The 15,634-nt window shown below is 69.6% G+C and carries 15 protein-coding genes and 1 pseudogene; 10 read left to right on the top strand and 6 right to left on the bottom strand.

The features are described from left to right. Nucleotides 1-80: 80 nt before the first annotated feature. Together IE660_RS04450 and IE660_RS04445 are read left to right on the top strand one after the other, a co-directional pair. The gene (locus tag IE660_RS04450; RefSeq protein ID WP_203567141.1) at nt 81-938 is read left to right on the top strand and encodes a DUF3097 domain-containing protein; all 858 of its coding nucleotides are present in this window, start codon (nt 81-83) and stop codon (nt 936-938) included. Beyond that, nucleotides 938-1,723: an inositol monophosphatase family protein gene (locus IE660_RS04445; RefSeq protein ID WP_203567140.1), complete on the top strand. Its 786-nt coding sequence runs from the start codon at nt 938-940 to the stop codon at nt 1,721-1,723. The genes IE660_RS04450 and IE660_RS04445 overlap by 1 nt, the downstream gene beginning before the upstream one ends. 3 nt (nt 1,724-1,726) lie before the next feature. On the opposite strand, the gene IE660_RS04440 is transcribed toward IE660_RS04445, so the two are convergent. Beyond that, nucleotides 1,727-2,635 carry an MBL fold metallo-hydrolase gene (locus tag IE660_RS04440; RefSeq protein WP_203567139.1) on the bottom strand — a complete coding sequence of 303 codons (909 nt, stop codon included), beginning with the start codon at nt 2,633-2,635 and terminating at the stop codon, nt 1,727-1,729. A gap of 100 nt (nt 2,636-2,735) precedes the next feature. On the opposite strand from IE660_RS04440, the gene hrcA reads away from it, so the two are divergent. The 5 genes from hrcA (at nt 2,736) to IE660_RS04415 (ending at nt 9,107) form a co-directional block, all read left to right on the top strand. Continuing rightward, complete coding sequence (gene hrcA / locus IE660_RS04435) at nt 2,736-3,749, top strand: heat-inducible transcriptional repressor HrcA (protein ID WP_203567138.1); 1,014 nt, start codon at nt 2,736-2,738, stop codon at nt 3,747-3,749. A 12-nt stretch (nt 3,750-3,761) separates the two neighbouring features. Next, nucleotides 3,762-4,946, top strand: a complete 1,185-nt coding sequence (dnaJ, locus tag IE660_RS04430) for a molecular chaperone DnaJ (protein ID WP_203567137.1) — start codon at nt 3,762-3,764, stop codon at nt 4,944-4,946. After that, a complete protein-coding gene (locus IE660_RS04425; RefSeq protein WP_203567136.1) occupies nt 4,943-5,680 on the top strand; it encodes a 16S rRNA (uracil(1498)-N(3))-methyltransferase in 738 nt (245 codons plus the stop codon). Before dnaJ ends, IE660_RS04425 begins: the two co-directional genes overlap by 4 nt. After that, nucleotides 5,677-6,894, top strand: a complete 1,218-nt coding sequence (tgt, locus tag IE660_RS04420; protein WP_203567135.1) for a tRNA guanosine(34) transglycosylase Tgt — start codon at nt 5,677-5,679, stop codon at nt 6,892-6,894. The genes IE660_RS04425 and tgt overlap by 4 nt, the downstream gene beginning before the upstream one ends. Before the next feature lie 170 nt (nt 6,895-7,064). Then, nucleotides 7,065-9,107 (top strand): NPCBM/NEW2 domain-containing protein, encoded by a 2,043-nt coding sequence (locus IE660_RS04415; protein ID WP_203567134.1) that lies wholly within the window; start codon nt 7,065-7,067, stop codon nt 9,105-9,107. Here the strand turns inward: IE660_RS04415 and IE660_RS15655 are convergent, their stop codons facing one another. After that, nucleotides 9,108-9,530, bottom strand: a complete 423-nt coding sequence (locus IE660_RS15655) for an STAS domain-containing protein (RefSeq protein ID WP_235997066.1) — start codon at nt 9,528-9,530, stop codon at nt 9,108-9,110. A gap of 147 nt (nt 9,531-9,677) precedes the next feature. After that, a pseudogene (locus IE660_RS15650) lies at nt 9,678-10,837 on the bottom strand (SulP family inorganic anion transporter); the annotation flags it as partial. Nucleotides 10,838-10,939: 102 nt separating this feature from the next. On the opposite strand from IE660_RS15650, the gene IE660_RS04400 reads away from it, so the two are divergent. Continuing rightward, on the top strand, nt 10,940-11,365 hold the full coding sequence (locus IE660_RS04400) for a hypothetical protein (RefSeq protein WP_203567131.1): 426 nt from the start codon (nt 10,940-10,942) through the stop codon (nt 11,363-11,365). Here the strand turns inward: IE660_RS04400 and IE660_RS04395 are convergent, their stop codons facing one another. Together IE660_RS04395 and IE660_RS04390 are read right to left on the bottom strand one after the other, a co-directional pair. Then, nucleotides 11,366-12,535, bottom strand: a complete 1,170-nt coding sequence (locus IE660_RS04395) for a pyridoxal phosphate-dependent aminotransferase (RefSeq protein WP_203567130.1) — start codon at nt 12,533-12,535, stop codon at nt 11,366-11,368. Beyond that, nucleotides 12,532-13,227, bottom strand: a complete 696-nt coding sequence (locus tag IE660_RS04390; RefSeq protein WP_328701834.1) for a queuosine precursor transporter — start codon at nt 13,225-13,227, stop codon at nt 12,532-12,534. The genes IE660_RS04395 and IE660_RS04390 overlap by 4 nt, the downstream gene beginning before the upstream one ends. Before the next feature lie 23 nt (nt 13,228-13,250). On the opposite strand from IE660_RS04390, the gene IE660_RS04385 reads away from it, so the two are divergent. After that, on the top strand, nt 13,251-13,697 hold the full coding sequence (locus IE660_RS04385) for a hypothetical protein (protein WP_203567129.1): 447 nt from the start codon (nt 13,251-13,253) through the stop codon (nt 13,695-13,697). 142 nt (nt 13,698-13,839) lie between these two features. After that, nucleotides 13,840-14,289 carry a DUF5709 domain-containing protein gene (locus IE660_RS04380; protein ID WP_203567128.1) on the top strand — a complete coding sequence of 150 codons (450 nt, stop codon included), beginning with the start codon at nt 13,840-13,842 and terminating at the stop codon, nt 14,287-14,289. A 1-nt stretch (nt 14,290) separates the two neighbouring features. On the opposite strand, the gene IE660_RS04375 is transcribed toward IE660_RS04380, so the two are convergent. Beyond that, a complete protein-coding gene (locus tag IE660_RS04375; protein ID WP_328701833.1) occupies nt 14,291-15,568 on the bottom strand; it encodes an MFS transporter in 1,278 nt (425 codons plus the stop codon). Nucleotides 15,569-15,634 lie beyond the last annotated feature (66 nt).

The raw sequence follows: 15,634 nt of genomic DNA, 5'->3' as shown, positions 1-15,634 counted from the left end.
AGCCTAGGGCGTGGACCCCGGCTGGTGACACTCGATTTCCCTGCCGCCCCCGGGCGACACGACCGCGTACTCTCGACCGGGTGGATCGCTACTCAGCAGATGTGCTCGGCCCGGGCTGGCAGCAGCGCGGCAAGCCGACCAGCCGTGACGTGGCGCTCGAGCGCGACCTCGTCCTCGAGGACCCCTCCAGCGGCTTCGTCGGCGCGGTGGTCGGCTGGGAGAACGGCATCGTCCTGCTCGAGGACCGCAAGGGCAAGCGCCGCGGCTTCCCGGTCGGGCCGGGCTTCTGGCTCGACGGCCAACCGGTGAGCGTCCGGATCCCCGCCCGCCAGGGTGCGGCGAGGTCGACGACCACCGCGTCCGGTTCGAGGACGAGCAGCGCCCCCACCCCGGCGAAGGTGGCGCTGCCCAGCCGGATCTTCGTCGAGGGACGCCACGACGCCGAACTGGTCGAGAAGATCTGGGGCGACGACCTGCGCCACGTCGGGGTGGTGGTCGAGTACCTGGGTGGCATCGACGACCTGCCCGGCATCGTCGCCGACTTCCGCCCCGAGACCGGACGACGTCTCGGCGTGCTTGTCGACCACCTGGTGGCTGGCTCGAAGGAGTCCCGGATCGCTGCCCAGGTGGCTCGCTCGGGCTTCGGTGACCACGTGTTCATCACTGGCCACGACTACATCGACATCTGGCAGGCGATCCGGCCCGGCGTGCTGGGCATCAAGGCATGGCCGAGTGTGCCGATGGACGAGGATTTCAAGAAGGGCACGCTGAAGCGACTCCAGTTGCCGCACGCCGACCAGGCCGACATCGCCCGGGCCTGGCAGGCCATGCTCGCCCGGGTGAAGTCCTGGCGCGACCTCGACGGCCGCCTGGTCACCGAGGTCGAGAAGTTGATCGACTTCGTCACCGCCGATCACCTCGACACCCTGGAGCCCTGATGGCCGTCACCACCCAAGGTGTGCTCGACCTGCTCGTCCGGGTCTCGGCCGAGGTGGTCGAGCCGCGGTTCGGTCGGCTGGCCAGCCATGACGTGGACGAGAAGCAGCCCGGCGACCTGGTCACCGTGGCCGACCGTGAGGCCGAACAGGTGCTCACCGCCGAACTGCTGCGGATGACTCCGGGCGCCCTGGTCGTGGGGGAGGAGGCCAGCTTCGACCAGCCCGCGTTGGTCACCGAACTGGCCCGTGCCGAGCACGCCTTCACCGTCGACCCGGTCGACGGCACGCGCAACTTCACCAACGGCAGCCCCGACCACGCCATGATGCTCACCGAACTCGTCCGCGGCGAGGTGGTGCGGGCCTGGATCTGGCAGCCCCAGCACCAGCACTCCTTCGTCGTCGAGCGTGGGGCCGGAGTCCTGCTGGACGGCGAGCCGCTCGGGCCGGCGACTCGGCCGCAGGTGCCACGCGGTGCGTCGTCCCGGCGCCACCTGCTCGGTCAGGACTTCGGGGGACGGATCGAACCGATCGGCAAGTCGCGCTGGTGTTGCGGTGTCGACTACCCGTGGCTGGCCACTGGTGGGGTCGACTTCCTGTGTTACTGGAACCTCAAGCCGTGGGACCACCTGCCCGGCGCGCTGATGCTGCGTGAACTCGGCGGCGAGGTGCTGATGCTCGAGGGTGGCCGCTACGGTGCCTCCTCGAGCGGGCAGGGGCTGATTGCTGCGGCCACCCCTGAACTGGCGGAGTTCGTCCGGGCCAGTTGGGCCGCGGATCGGGGCTGAGGTTCAGACCAGCGGCAGCTGACGACGCGGCTCCATGCCCTTCGACTTGAGTTCGGCGTAGGCCAGGGGCAGGGCGTCCTTGATGGTGTCGGTGTCGAACGGCCACTCCCACTCCAAGGCCGCCTCGACCGGCTGCCCGGACTCGTCCACCGGCTGGTCCAGGGCGGCAAGCGCATCGTCCAGGCGCACGCCACGGGCGACCAGTCGTTCGGCGGCACCGAAGATCATTGAGATCTCGGCCCGCTGCTGGAACGCGGTCATCGGCCCGGTCGGGTCACCGTGCCCGGGGACGACCAGCGTCTCCTCCTTCGCGCCGGCCAGCGCCCCGTCGAGGGCGTTGGGCCAGTTGCCCACGGTCGAGTCAGGCCCGAAGCAGGGTGGGCCGGCGGTCTCGTACAGGTCACCGGCGAACGCCACGCGCGCCTCCTGCACCACGACGATCAGGTCACCGGCGGTGTGGGCCGCACCCAGGTGCACAGCCTCGACCCGCAGGCCCCCCAGGTTGACCCCTCGGGCCAACGCGATCGGGGTGTTCGGCACGGCCACCTGCGACACGTCGACGCCGAGGTGCCCGGCCATCATCGTGGCGCGGGCATCGTCACTGAGCGGGGGAGCGACCGACTCGTGGGCGATCACCACTGCGTCGGGACAGACCTCGAGCACGCCGGACAGTCCCCAGTAGTGGTCCCAGTGGTCGTGGGTGATGATCACGTGGCTGATCGGACGACCAGTGAGCTCGGCGGCCGACTCAGCGATCGCACGTCCTTGGGCGGGCGTCGACCCGGTGTCGATCAACAGGACGCCATCGGTTCCGACGACCAGGCCGACGTTGACGGTGGCAGGTTCGGCGACCGCGCGGTACACGCCGTCACGAAGCTGCTGCCACGGGCCCAGGTGCGGGGTGAGGTCCATGCCGTGAGCCTAGCGCTAGACTGGCACTCGCCCATTTCGAGTGCCAACCCGTGGGGGTGCGGGGGGTCATCCCCCGCAAGGACGAACAGGAGGTGACAGGGTGGACGACCGCAAGCTCGAGGTGCTGAAGGCCATCGTCACCGACTACGTCTCCAGCCGCGAACCCGTCGGCTCGAAGGCGCTCGTCGACCGTCACCAGCTCAACGTCTCGCCGGCCACCGTGCGCAACGACATGGCCGTGCTCGAGGAGGAGGGCTACATCACCCAGCCGCACACCTCGGCCGGGCGGATCCCCACCGACAAGGGCTACCGGCTGTTCGTCGACCGGCTGGCCACCATCAAGCCGCTGTCGCTGGGGGAGCGGCGCGCCATCCAGACCTTCATGAGTGGTGCCGCCGACCTCGACGACATCGTCACGCGCACCGTGCGGCTGCTCGCCCAACTCACCCAGCAGGTCGCGATCGTCCAGTACCCGGTGAGCAATGCCGCGGTCATCCGCCACGTCGAACTGGTCGGGCTCACCTCCGACAAGGTGCTGCTGATCCTGATCACCAGTTCGGGACGGGTGCAGCAGCACGCCCTCGACCTGCCCACCCACACCGAGGACGACCTGGCCACCCTGCGCAACACGCTCAACGCCGCCTTGGTCGGCCAGAACTCTAGCCAAGCCGCGCAGCGGCTGCACTCGCTGGCTCTGGATCTTCGTCCCGAAGACCGACTGCACGGCGCCGCCGTGGTGGCGGTGCTGCTCGAGATGCTCACCTCGGACGCCGCTGCCACCCGCGTCGTCGTCGGTGGCGTGCCCAACCTGACCCGCTTCGGTGAGGAGTTCGAGACCACGGTGCGTCCAGTGCTCGAAGCGCTCGAGGAGCAGGTGGTTCTGCTGCGCCTGCTCGGCGAGGCCACCACCGGCGACGTCACCGTGCGGATCGGGCAGGAGAACCCCTACAGCCAGCTCAGTTCCACCTCTCTGGTCGCCAGCGCCTACCATGCTGATGCGGAATCGTGGTCGGGCCTGGGTGTGGTGGGTCCGACCCGGATGGACTACCCCTCGACCATCGCCTCGGTACGCGCGGTCGCGCGCTACCTGGGCCGTCTGCTCGCAGAAGGATGACCGACCTCACTCATGAGTGCTGACTACTACGAACTGCTCGGCGTGCAACGAGACGCCACGGCCGAGCAGATCAAGAAGGCGTACCGCCGGATGGCGATGAAGGTGCACCCCGACGTCGCTCCCGACCCCGACTCGGCCGAGAAGTTCAAGCAGGTCCAAGAGGCCTACGAGGTTCTCAGCGACCCGCAGAAGCGGGCCGTCTACGACCGCGGCGGCGACCCGATGGGTTCTGGCTACTCGGGCATGGGCGGTTTCGGCGGCTTCGGTGGCGGTGCGGGTGGCTTCCAGGGTGGCTTCGACTTCACCAACCTGGTCGACGCCATGTTCGGGGCCCAGACCTCGCGCGGCCCACGATCCCGGGTGCGCCGCGGTCAGGATGCGCTGGTGCGCCAGCAACTCACCCTGGCCGAGGCCGCATTCGGGGTGACCAAGCCGCTGGTGGTCGACACCGCGGTGGTCTGCCCCACGTGCACCGGCAAGGGGTCCGAGGACGGTTCGGAGCCCACCACCTGCGCCACCTGCGACGGCCACGGCGACATCACCACGGTGCAGCGCTCGTTCCTGGGCGACATCCGCACCTCACAGCCCTGCCCGACCTGCCGGGGCTACGGCTCCACCATCCGCAACCCCTGCGGTGAGTGCTCCGGTGAGGGCCGGGTACGCCACAAGCGCACCATCAACGTCAAGATCCCCGCCGGCGTCAACACCGGCAACCGGATCCACCTCGAGGCCAACGGCGAGGTCGGCCCCGGCGGTGGACCGGCCGGTGACCTCTACGTCGAACTGGTCGTGGCCCAGCACGAGGTGTTCACCCGCGACGGCGACAACCTCGAGATGGTGGTTCGCATCCCGATGACCGCCGCTGCCCTGGGCACCACCGTGCACATCCAGACTCTGGAGGCCGAACGCGACGACTCCGACCCCGGTGACCGCTCGGTCGAGGTCGAGATCCCCTCGGGCATCCAGTCCGGCACCCGGATCGCGATGGGTGGACGAGGCGTGCCCCGATTGCGCCAGGGTGGACGAGGCGATCTCGGCATCACCTTCCTGGTGCAGACCCCGACCAAGCTGGACGACGAGCAGCGCGATCTACTGCGACGGTTGGCCGAACTGCGCGACGAGACCAGCGTCAGCCCGACCGTCTCGAAGAAGGACAAGGGCTTCTTCGGACGGATGAAGGAAGCCTTCGGCGGATGACCGCCCCGCTGTTCCTCGCCGACCTCGACGGGCTCGCGGTCGGCGACCGCCTCGTCCTCGACGGGGATGAGGGACGCCATGCCGCTGTGGTGAAGCGGATCACCGCCGGTGAGGCCATCACCGTCAGCGACGGCGCCGGGCGGGCCCTGCGCGTACTGGTGGACGAGGTGACCCGCTCCGGTGTGGCCGGCGCGGTGACCGATGACCTCACCCGGCCTGAGCCAGCACTGCGTTTCCACGTCGTCCAGGCCCTCGCCAAGGGCGACCGGCAGGACCTCGCTCTGGAACTGCTCACCGAGCTGGGTGCCACGGTGGTCACCGCCTGGCAGTCACACCGCTCGATCACCCGTTGGGACGCCGCGCGGGCGGCCAAGAACCTCGCCAAGTGGCAGGCCGTCTGCCGCGAGGCCACCAAGCAGTCACGCCGCCACTGGGTGCCGGCCGTCACCGAGCATGTGCTCTCGACCACTCAGTTGGTGCGCTTGGTCGAGCAGCACCCCGGCCCAGTGCTGGTGCTGCACGAGGACGCCACCGACTGGATTGAGCAGGTCGACCTGCCCGACCACGGCGAGGTCGTGCTGGTGGTCGGTCCCGAGGGCGGCATCTCACCTGGCGAACTCGACCAGCTGACCGCTGCGGGCGCGCGGCTCGTTTTGGTCTCAGACGCCGTGCTGCGCACCTCGAGCGCAGGGGCGGTCGGCGTCGCTCTCCTGGCTGCCCGGAGCCGCCGGTGACCGGCTTCGGGTTCGAGGTCGGTCAGACCCTCGACAACAGTCGGGGCCGCACCGGGGTGATCACCACCCCGCACGGCGTGATCGAGACCCCGGCGTTCGTCGCGGTCGGCACCAAGGCCACGGTGAAGGCCACCACGCCGGCCCAGGTGCGCGAATTCGGGGCGCAGGCGGTGCTCGCCAACGCCTACCACCTTTACCTGCAGCCGGGCGCCGACATCGTCGACGAGGCCGGGGGAGTGGGCCGGTTCATGGGCTGGGACGGGCCCACCTTCACCGACTCCGGTGGCTTCCAGGTGATGAGCCTCGGCGTGGGGTTCAAGAAGGTGCTGGCGATGGATGCCAGCCGGGTCTCGTCCGACGAGGTGATCGCTGAGGGCAAGCAGCGGATGGCCCACGTCGATGACGACGGGGTCACCTTCAAGAGCTTCCTCGACGGCAGCCGCCACCGGTTCACCCCCGAGGTGAGCATGCAGGTGCAGCACCAGTTGGGCGCCGACATCATCTTCGCCTTCGACGAGCTGACCACGCTGATGAACACCCGCGGCTACCAGGAGGAGTCGCTCGAGCGCACCAGGCTGTGGGCCGAGCGATGCCTGGCCGAGCACCGGCGCCTCACCGAGCAGCGCGCCGACAAGCCGTACCAGGCCCTGTTCGGGGTGCTGCAGGGAGCCCAGTACGAAGACCTGCGTCGCAAGGCCGCCCGCGACCTGGGCACGATGGTCGTGGGCGGGCAGAGCTTCGACGGCTTCGGCCTGGGTGGGGCGATGGAGAAGGAGAACCTCGGCACCATCGTCGGCTGGATGGCCGACGAGCTGCCCGACGACAAGCCACGCCACCTGCTCGGCATCTCAGAACCCGACGACTTCTTCACCGCCATCGAGAACGGCGCCGACACCTTCGACTGCGTCAACCCGTCGCGGGTGGCCCGCAACGCCGCGATCTACACCGCCGACGGCCGCTACAACGTCAACACCGCCTCACAGCGCCGGTCGTTCATCCCCCTCGAGGACGGCTGCGACTGCTACACCTGCACCCACTTCACACGGGCCTACCTGCACCACCTGTTCAAGGCCAAGGAGATGCTGGCCTCGACGCTGGCCACCATCCACAACGAGCGCTTCACGATCCGTCTGGTCGACCGCATCCGCGCCTCGCTCGCCATCGGCGACTTCGACGCGTTCAAGGACGAGTTCCTGGGCCGCTTCTACGGCTGACCCGCCGGCCTGAGCCGGGAGGACCGGCGGTGGATCGTCCATGGTGGATGCGCTGGACGAGCCGTGGATTCGTCCCTGTTGAGCCTCAATGGTCAGTGCGCGGGGTTAACGTCTGCGCACACCCCGCATCACGCTCGGTACCCATCTTCAACGACGAAGGCAGGTCTCTCGTGAGTCATTCCCGTCTGCTGGCCCTGATCGCCTCGATCGTCCTCGCACTGAGCGGGTCGCTGCTGGCCCGTCCAGCCTCGGCCTCAACGGTCGACCCCTCGCTGAGCCCCACGCCCTATATGGGCTGGAACACCTACTACGGCAAGGTGCGTCCGGCTGAGGCCGACGTGCTCGCGGTCGCGGAGTCGATGAAGGAACGTGGCCTGCTCGCCGCCGGCTACGACATCCTCTGGCTCGACGGAGGCTGGACCGCCAATCCGGCCCGCAACGCCGACGGCAGCCTCGCCGTCGACCCCGCGAAGTTCCCCAACGGCATGAAGGCGTTCACCGACAAGGTGCACGCGCTCGGCTTCAAGGTGGGCATCTACACCGACGCTGGGCCGCAGAACTCCAGCTGTGCGCTGGGCAGCCTCGGCCACGAACAGGCCGACGCCGACCAGTTCGCCGCCTGGGGGTTCGACGCGGTCAAGGTCGACTTCCTGTGTGGCTGGGCCGCCAAGACCGACCCCGAGGAGGCAATGACCAAGGTCGCCACTGCGATCCGCAACAACGCCTCGGGCCGCGACATGATCATCAACATCTGCAACCCGGTGACCTCGCCCTACTGGGGCGAGTACCCCGAGGACCAGCAGTCGATCGGCAGCTGGGCCTACGCGCCCAAGATCGCCGAGTCGTGGCGCACCTACACCGACGTCGGCTGGCAGGGAGCGATCCTCTACAGCGACGTGATGCGCAACTTCGACGCCAACGCCCGACACCCCGAAGCAGCCGGACCCGGTCACTGGAACGACCCCGACTACCTCGGCCCCGAACTGGGCATGAGCACCACCGAGTTCGGCACCCAGATCAGCCTGTGGGCGATCGCCGCGGCGCCGTTGGTGATCGGCAGCGACCCGCGCACTCTCAGCGACACCTCGATCGCCATGCTCACCGACCCCGACATGCTGGCGATCAATCAGGACCGTCTGGGCATCCAGGGCACCAGGCTGGGCTCGGCCGGCACCCTCGAGGTGTGGACCAAGCCGCTGGCCGACGGCTCCAAGGCCGTCGCCCTGGTCAACCGGGGCACCACCAGCGCCACCGTCTCGACCACTGGCGCCGCGCTCGGCTTCGGCGACTCCCGGCTGCGGGTCAAGAACGTGTGGACCGACACCACGGGTGACTCGCTGGGACGAGTGGCTGCCACCGTGCCCCGCCATGGCACAGTGCTGCTGGTCGTCAGCCCGATCACCGGCAAGCCGCAGACGCCACGGGTGACCCTGTCGGCGCCGCAGGTCGTCGCCATCGACGGCACGCCGGTCACTGCGGTGAGCGAGGCTCTGGTTGGGGTCGGCTCGACGCTGACCGTGAAGGTGACCGTCACCAACGACGGCAACCAGCCGTTGCGCCAGGTCGACCCGGCGGCCACGCTGCCGTCGGGGTGGACGATCAGTGACCCGGCTGCGGTGCGGATCCTCGCCCCGCAGAAGTCGACCACCTTCACGGTTCAGGTGACCACTCCCGCTGAAGCCACCGTCGGCACCCACCAGGTGGCCTTCCGGGCCACCGCGTCCGGCCAAGCCATTGGTGATCCGGTCAACCTGACCGTGCTGGTCGCCCCGGCGGCTCCCGACGGCACGGTGAACCTGGCCCACCACCCGTGGATCAGTGCCACCAGCGGCTGGATGAGCCCGACCATCGACGCCTCGGTCGGTGGCTGGTCCGCGCTGATCGTGTCGGGGGTGACCTACCCGACCGGCATCGGCATCGCCAGCCCGAGCACCATCCGCTGGTACCTGGGCGGTGAGTGCACCTCGCTCAGCGGCCTGGCAGCCATTGACGACGCCGTGAAGTGGGAGCCCCAGGGCGCCACGGTCACCTTCCAGGTCGTCGGCGACGGCGAGGTGCTGTGGCAGACCGGGGTCGTCCGACGCGACCAGTTGCAGAGCTTCACCCTGGACGTGTCCGGTGTGCGCGACCTGCGCCTGCTCGTGGGCGATGCCGGCGACGGTGGCTACAACGACCGGGCCAACTGGATGAACCTGCAGGTGGTCTGTTCCTGATCACGCCTCGACGGTGAGGTCGTCCACCGCCATCGCCAGCGCCTGCGACAACTCGCGGACCTGGCGGTGCGGTGGCACGGCATCGAGCAGTGAGCTCGTGCGCACTTGGGCGGCGGTCATGCCCTGCACGACGACCTGGATGCCGCGTCGCCGCAGCGACCTGACCACCTCGCCCATCGCCTCGCCACCGGAGGCGTCGTAGATGCTCATCCGGTGACAGCGGATGATCACCACGTCGACCCCGTCCTCGACCGACTCGACCTCGGCCGCGAACCGGCGGGCGTCGCCGTAGAACAGGGCGCCGTCGATCCGGTACACCGCGATCCTCTCGCGCAGGTGCTCGGCCTCGGCGGGCAGGTCGACGCGTCCCTCGCGAGTGTCGGCCGGCAGGTGCTGGCGGCGCACCACCGAGTAGCGCGACATGTGTCGAAGGCTCATCAGGGCAGCCATGCCGAAGCCGAGCAGCACCGCCATCACCAGGTCGAGTGCCACGGTGGCCACGAAGGTGAGGATCAGGGTGTTGCGGTCCGCGCGGGTGCATCGCATGATCGTCCCGGCCTTGTGCAGGTCGATCATCCGCCAGGCCACCATCACCAGCACGCCGCCCAGCGCGGCCATCGGGATCCGTGACACCACCGGGCCGGCGACCATCATCACCGCGAACAGCACCAGGGCGTGGGTGATCGAGGCGAGCCGGCTGCGGCCACCGGTGCGCGCGTTGACCGCGGTGCGGGCGATCGCACCTGTGGCCGGCAGACCACCGAACACCCCGGACGCCAGGTTGGCCAGGCCCTGGCCGACCAGTTCGCGGTCGGGCTTGGTCTTGGGCAGGTCGGGCACCATGCCGTCGGCCACGCGCGCCGACAGCAATGACTCGAGCGCAGCCAACGCCGCCACCGCGAACGCGGGGGCGGCCAGCCCCTGCAGGGTGCGCAGGTCGAGCGCCGGCATCGAGGGAGCCGGCAGTGACTGGGGCAGGGTGCCGATGGTGGCCACGTCGAGCTCGGTGACCTCCACGACCACGGTGGCGACCACGATGGCGAGCAGCGAGATCGGCACCCCCTTGGCGAACCGTTCACCGGCCACGTGCAGCAGCACCACCAGCAGGGTGATCGCCAGCGGGGCGATCGCCTTCACCCAGTCGGTGTGCGCCAGGGTCAACCAGGCGGCGACCAGCGACGAGTCGGCGTCGACCTTCTCGGTGCCGAGCACCAGGGGCAGTTGCTGCAGCAGGATGATCACGCCGATGCCGAAGGTGAAGCCCTCGACGACCGGGAAGGGGATCAGGTCGACCGTTCGTCCCAGCGCGGTCATGCCCATCACGACCAGGATGACGCCGGCCATCACCGCCAGCACTGGCACCTGCTGCAGCCCGTAGGCGGCGATCACCGGCAGCAGCACAACGGTCATCGCCCCGGTCGGTCCCGAGATCTGGATGTGGCTGCCGCCGAACACCGCGGCCACCAGACCTGCGACGACGCGGTCACCAGCCCGGCGGCGGCACCAGCACCCGAGGCGACACCGAAACCGAGCGCCAGCGGCAGGGCGACGATGCCGACGGTCAGCCCAGCCAGCAGGTCGCGGCGCCAACTGCGCCGCAGCCCGCGGTAGTCGTCGAGGGTGGGCCACAGCTCCTTGAGGCTGATGATGTGGTCACCCAGCGCGTCCCAGGCCTGGGTCAGGTTCTCACCAGGGGTGTTGCGCGGCGGCTGGATCCGATGGTCGGGCATGCATGTTCCTCCGGGCGGAAGGCTACTGTGCGCCGGTCACGGATTGGTGTCGGGTCCCGTGTTGCCACAGCCCTGTGTCTGCGACCGACGTAGCGTGGGGGGATGGCTGGAACAGAGCGCGCGTGGAACGTGGCAGGTCTGGCGGCCGTGGGTGCGGCGCTGGTGCTCATGGTTGCCCGCACCTACCCACTCACCAGCGCCATCAACGACGGCAACGACCTGCTCGTCACCAGGCACAGCTGGCTCGACCCGGTGGTGGCCTTCGGCAGCGCCCTGGTGGTCGCCCCTCTTGCGGCCATCGCCGCAGCGGTGGCGCTGGTGCTCGGGGCGCTCTGGCTGCTGCGTGGGCGCTCACCGGGTGGTCCCCGTTCGCCGGGGGTGGCCGCCGCGATCGCGGCCGCCTGCGCCATCGCCGCCCTCGCCATGGCCGGCGGGGCCAGCGTGCTCGGCTGGGTCGCGGTGGCGCTGCTGGTGGCAGCGACCGCCTTCTGGCTGCTCGGCTCGTCCCCGCAGGAACGAACGGTCTGATCAGCGGGCCTTCGCCAGCCGGCGCAACCCCTCGTCCAGCACCTCGGGACGCTTGCAGTGCGCGAACCGGACGAGGCTTCGCACCGACTCCTTGTCGTCGCTGAACACGCTGACCGGGATGGCTGCCACGCCTGCCCGCTCGGGCAGGGCGCGGCACCAGGCCAGGGCATCGTCGACACCCCAATCGGCCAGGTCGGCGATCACGAAGTAGCCGCCATCGGGCCGCGAGATCGGCAGTCCCATCGACGTCAGCCCGACACACAGCCGGTCGCGCTGGGCCTGCAGGTCGGCGGCGATCCGGTCGAACACCGGCCGAGGCAGGCCGAGGCCGGTGGCGGTGGCGTGCTGGAAGGGCCCGGAGCCGACATAGGTGAGGAACTGCTTGACCGCCCGGGCCGCGGCCACCAGGTCGGCCGGACCACTCACCCAGCCCACCTTCCAGCCCGTCACCGAGAACGTCTTGCCCGCCGAGCCGATGGTCAAAGTGCGTTCGTGCATCCCGGGCAGACTCGCCATCGGGACGTGCGGGGTGGGGGAGTCGGTGAAGACCAGGTGCTCGTAGACCTCGTCGGTGACCACCAGGGCGTCGTGCTCGCGGGCCAGTCGGGCGACCAGTTCGAGTTCGTCGCGGGTGAACACCTTGCCGGTGGGGTTGTGCGGGCTGTTGAGCAGCACCATGCGGGTGCGGGACGAGAACGCCGCCCGCAGCGCTGCCTCGTCCACCGCCCAGTCGGGGAACCGCAACGGCACCGTCCGGCGGTCCCCGCCGGCCAGCGCTATGGTCGCCGCATAGGAGTCGTAGTAGGGCTCGAAGACGACCACCTCGTCACCGGGACGAAGCAGCGCCAGCACCACCGAGGCGATGGCCTCGGTCGCCCCCACGGTGACCAGCACCTGGCTGGTCGGGTCGAGGTCGATGCCGTACCAGTCGCGTTGGTGGTCGGCGACCGCCTGCAGCAGGGCAGGCACGCCGATGCCGGGCGGGTACTGGTTGTGGCCCTCGGCGATCGCGGCACGGGCGGCCTCCAGCACTTCGGCGGGGCCATCGTGGTCGGGGAAGCCCTGACCCAGGTTGACCGCATCGAGGGCGCTGGCCAGCGCCGACCTCTCGGCGAAGATCGTCGTCCCGAACTCGGCGAGGGTGGGGTGGCCCAGAGACGGTGTCGTCATCGCAGCAGTCCTTCCCGGTAGCTGGGTTCTGAGCGCTTGATCGCGCCGATCACCCGGCTGGTCACCGGCACCAGCAGGTACTCCACGGCGGTCTTCCACAGGAAACCGAAGGCCACGTAGTTGGCCCACTGGCCCCACGAGCTGATCCCGATGGCGGTGGCCGCCACCGAGCAGAACACCAGGGTGTCGAGGAACTCCCCGACCCCGGTCGAGGCCATCAGCCGCGCGGCCAGCCCTCGCTCGCCGAACCGGCTCTTCATCCGCACCATCACCAGCGCGTTGCTGGTCTGCCCGACCACGAACCCGAGTGCGCTGGCCAGCACGATCTGCCAGACCGGACCCAGGGCCCCCTCCAGGGCGGCCTGCTTCGCTGCGGCCTGGTCGTCGCCCAGCCCGGGCAGGGCGAGCACGACCCAGAAGGTGAGCACGGCCAGCACCGAGCAGGCGAAACCCGCGATGATCGAGCGGCGGGCGGCACGTGGGCCGTACACCTCAGAGATCACGTCGCCCAGGATGTAGGCGGCCGGGAACAGGAAGAAGCCGCCGTCGGTGACCACCGGGCCCAGTTGCACGCCCTTGGACGCGCCGATGTTCGACAGGATGATCACCACGCACATCGCGGTGAGCAGCAGGTCGAAGTGGCGTGCCCCGGCACGCGAGGCGTACACCGCCGGCCGGGTCGTCGTGGTCACTCGTGCATCCTAGGGTGAGCGCCATGACCGGTGAGCCGACGCGATTCGTCAAGCGCAGCCGTGGTCGCGAGATCGAGGCGTACCGGGCGCTGGCCGATGCCGGGGTTCGGCTGCCACGACTGCTCGACGCGAACGTCGTGGACGGGCGGGAGGTGCTGGCACTCGAGCACCTGCCCAGCATCGGCTACGGCGCTGCAGACGTGGAGGAGGTGCTCGCTCTGTTGGCCGCCCTGCACCGGGCCGAGGTCGACCCGCGTGTGGTCCCGCTGCCCGCGGGCATGCCGCAGGACGAGTTCGAGGCCGGCGTGCTCGAGGCCCTGCAGCGGCTGGCGACCGACCACGACGTGGTGCGGCCGAGGGTCTGGCTCGACGGCTACCGCCGGGCGCGGGAGGCCAACCACGCGTTTCCTGGTGACCACCCGGACCGTGGTCGGAGTCGAGTCACTTCCCTGGCTGACGACCCACCCTGACCTCGCCTTCAGAGGTGCCCAGACCACCCGTTGGGTAGGGATTCTGGCCGCCCAGTACGGCCAGTGTGAGAGGGCGCTGTGAAGTTTGCTGCATCGGGCCAAGATCCCTTGCACAACCGGGGATGACTGGCAGAATCGGGTCATGGAAGCGATTGTCGACACCGATGAGATGGTCCCGGAGGAGTCCGAGCAGCTCGACCAGTTGCAGAGCGACGACACGTTGATCCGTCGCGGGGTCGAGGATGTGCTCGACGAGGGCTGGGTGGCCCCCGACAACTACTCGGCCGCCGAGCGATTCGGCAACACCGCCGAGGAGCAGCGCCAGGGCGAGACCCTCGAGATGCGGCTGGCGCAGGAGGAGCCGGAGGTCGAGGCCTCCGACGACTACTGGAACGCCGCCCACGAGCCACGTGAGGTCGGCCGCCAGCGCGCCGGCCGGCTGGTCGCCCCCGGCGAGGGCTACGACGGCCCCGACGACGAGGACCAGGAGGTGGGACACGACGTCGGCTTTGCCGGTGGTGCCGCCTGCGCCGAGGAAGCCGCCATGCACGTGTTCACCCCCGACGAGCCCGACGAGGACGACTGGCGCTGAGTCAGCGCTTGACCCGGTAGCGCCACAGCGCGGGCGCCACCCACGGCATCACCAGCATGCCCAGCACCACCAGCACGCCGCCCCACAGGGTCGTGGGTCCGGCGTCGAGCTTGGCAGCGACCGCCCCGTGCAGCACGTCGGCAATCCGCGGACCGCCGACCACCACGATGAAGAAGACGCCCTGCAGGCGCCCGCGCACGTCGTCCCCAGCAGCCTCGAGCAGCATCGTCCCGCGGAAGGCGGACGAGGCGGTGTCCGCGGCCCCACCGATCGCCAGGGCGACCAGTCCGACGCCGAGCCAGGGCCACATCGTCCCGCCGGCCACCCAGACCGCGGCACCGAAGACGACCACGCCGACTCCCCAGACCAGCACACAGAGCACGACCGCTCGTCCCTGACGTTCCACCCGTGAGACCCAGCCCGACACCAACCCGCCCAGCACACCGCCCAGCGGGATCGCGGCGAACAGCAGGGCCAGAGCGAGCCCACCCTCGACCGGGCCGCCGAAGTCGAGGTTCGCCGCCTGCGGGAACAGGATCCGGGGCATGCCGAAGACCATGGCGATGATGTCGACGACGAAGCTGAACAGCAGCACGTGGTGCCAGCGCAGGTAGCGCAGCCCGTCGACGATGCTGGCCAGCCCGGCCTTGCGCCCCGACGAACCCTCGGGCACCATCGCCGGCAGCTTGACCACCGCGTAGAGCGTGGCGAACAGCAGGATCGAGTCGGCGAAGTACAACCAGGTGAAACCCAGCACCGGAATCAGCGTGCCCCCCACCATCGGACCGGCGACACCGCCGAGCAAGAAGACCGTGGTCGACAGGATGTTCGCGGCAGGCAGTTGCCCCGCGGGCACCAACTGCGGCGTGATCGCGGTGCGGGCGGGGGAGTTCACCGCGAAGAAGGCCTGCTGCAACGAGAAGATCGTCAGGATCACCCAGACGTTGCCGATGTCGAGCCAGGACTGCACGAAGAACAGGAAACTGGTCACGATCAGCCCGGTGGTGGTCACCATCAACACCCGGCGCCGGTCGAAGGCGTCGGCGATCGCGCCACCCCACAGCCCGAACACCAGCAACGGCACCAGGCCGAACAGGCCGGTGAGGCCGACGAAACCGGAGTCCTGGGTCAGCGTCCAGATCTGCGCCGGCACGCTCACCACGGTGAGTTGGGCGCCGATCATGGTGGCGATGCCCGCGATCCACAGCCTGCGGAAGTGGTCGTTGGCCAGCGGTCTGGTGTCGATCAGGTGCTGGCGCAGGCTGGACGGCAGGGGCACTGCACGAGGCTAGCGCCCGCCACCACCGGCCCTGACCACGTAGGATGGTCGGCAGTCGTCGATCCA

Origin of the sequence: Aestuariimicrobium ganziense, assembly GCF_015352975.1 — a bacterium.
Classification (GTDB): domain Bacteria; phylum Actinomycetota; class Actinomycetes; order Propionibacteriales; family Propionibacteriaceae; genus Aestuariimicrobium; species Aestuariimicrobium ganziense.
The sequence above is the reverse complement of the archived record's forward strand: the minus strand, read 5'-3'. Positions and strand labels throughout refer to the sequence as shown.

Coding starts and splice junctions, on each gene's coding strand:
- IE660_RS04445 (WP_203567140.1), top strand. CDS start 938: ATGGCCGTCACCACCCAAGGTGTGCTCGACCTGCTCGTCCGGGTCTCG.
- IE660_RS04440 (WP_203567139.1), bottom strand. CDS start 2,635: ATGGACCTCACCCCGCACCTGGGCCCGTGGCAGCAGCTTCGTGACGGC.
- dnaJ (WP_203567137.1), top strand. CDS start 3,762: ATGAGTGCTGACTACTACGAACTGCTCGGCGTGCAACGAGACGCCACG.
- IE660_RS04425 (WP_203567136.1), top strand. CDS start 4,943: ATGACCGCCCCGCTGTTCCTCGCCGACCTCGACGGGCTCGCGGTCGGC.
- IE660_RS15655 (WP_235997066.1), bottom strand. CDS start 9,530: ATGTCGCGCTACTCGGTGGTGCGCCGCCAGCACCTGCCGGCCGACACT.
- IE660_RS04400 (WP_203567131.1), top strand. CDS start 10,940: ATGGCTGGAACAGAGCGCGCGTGGAACGTGGCAGGTCTGGCGGCCGTG.
- IE660_RS04395 (WP_203567130.1), bottom strand. CDS start 12,535: ATGACGACACCGTCTCTGGGCCACCCCACCCTCGCCGAGTTCGGGACG.
- IE660_RS04385 (WP_203567129.1), top strand. CDS start 13,251: ATGACCGGTGAGCCGACGCGATTCGTCAAGCGCAGCCGTGGTCGCGAG.
- IE660_RS04380 (WP_203567128.1), top strand. CDS start 13,840: ATGGAAGCGATTGTCGACACCGATGAGATGGTCCCGGAGGAGTCCGAG.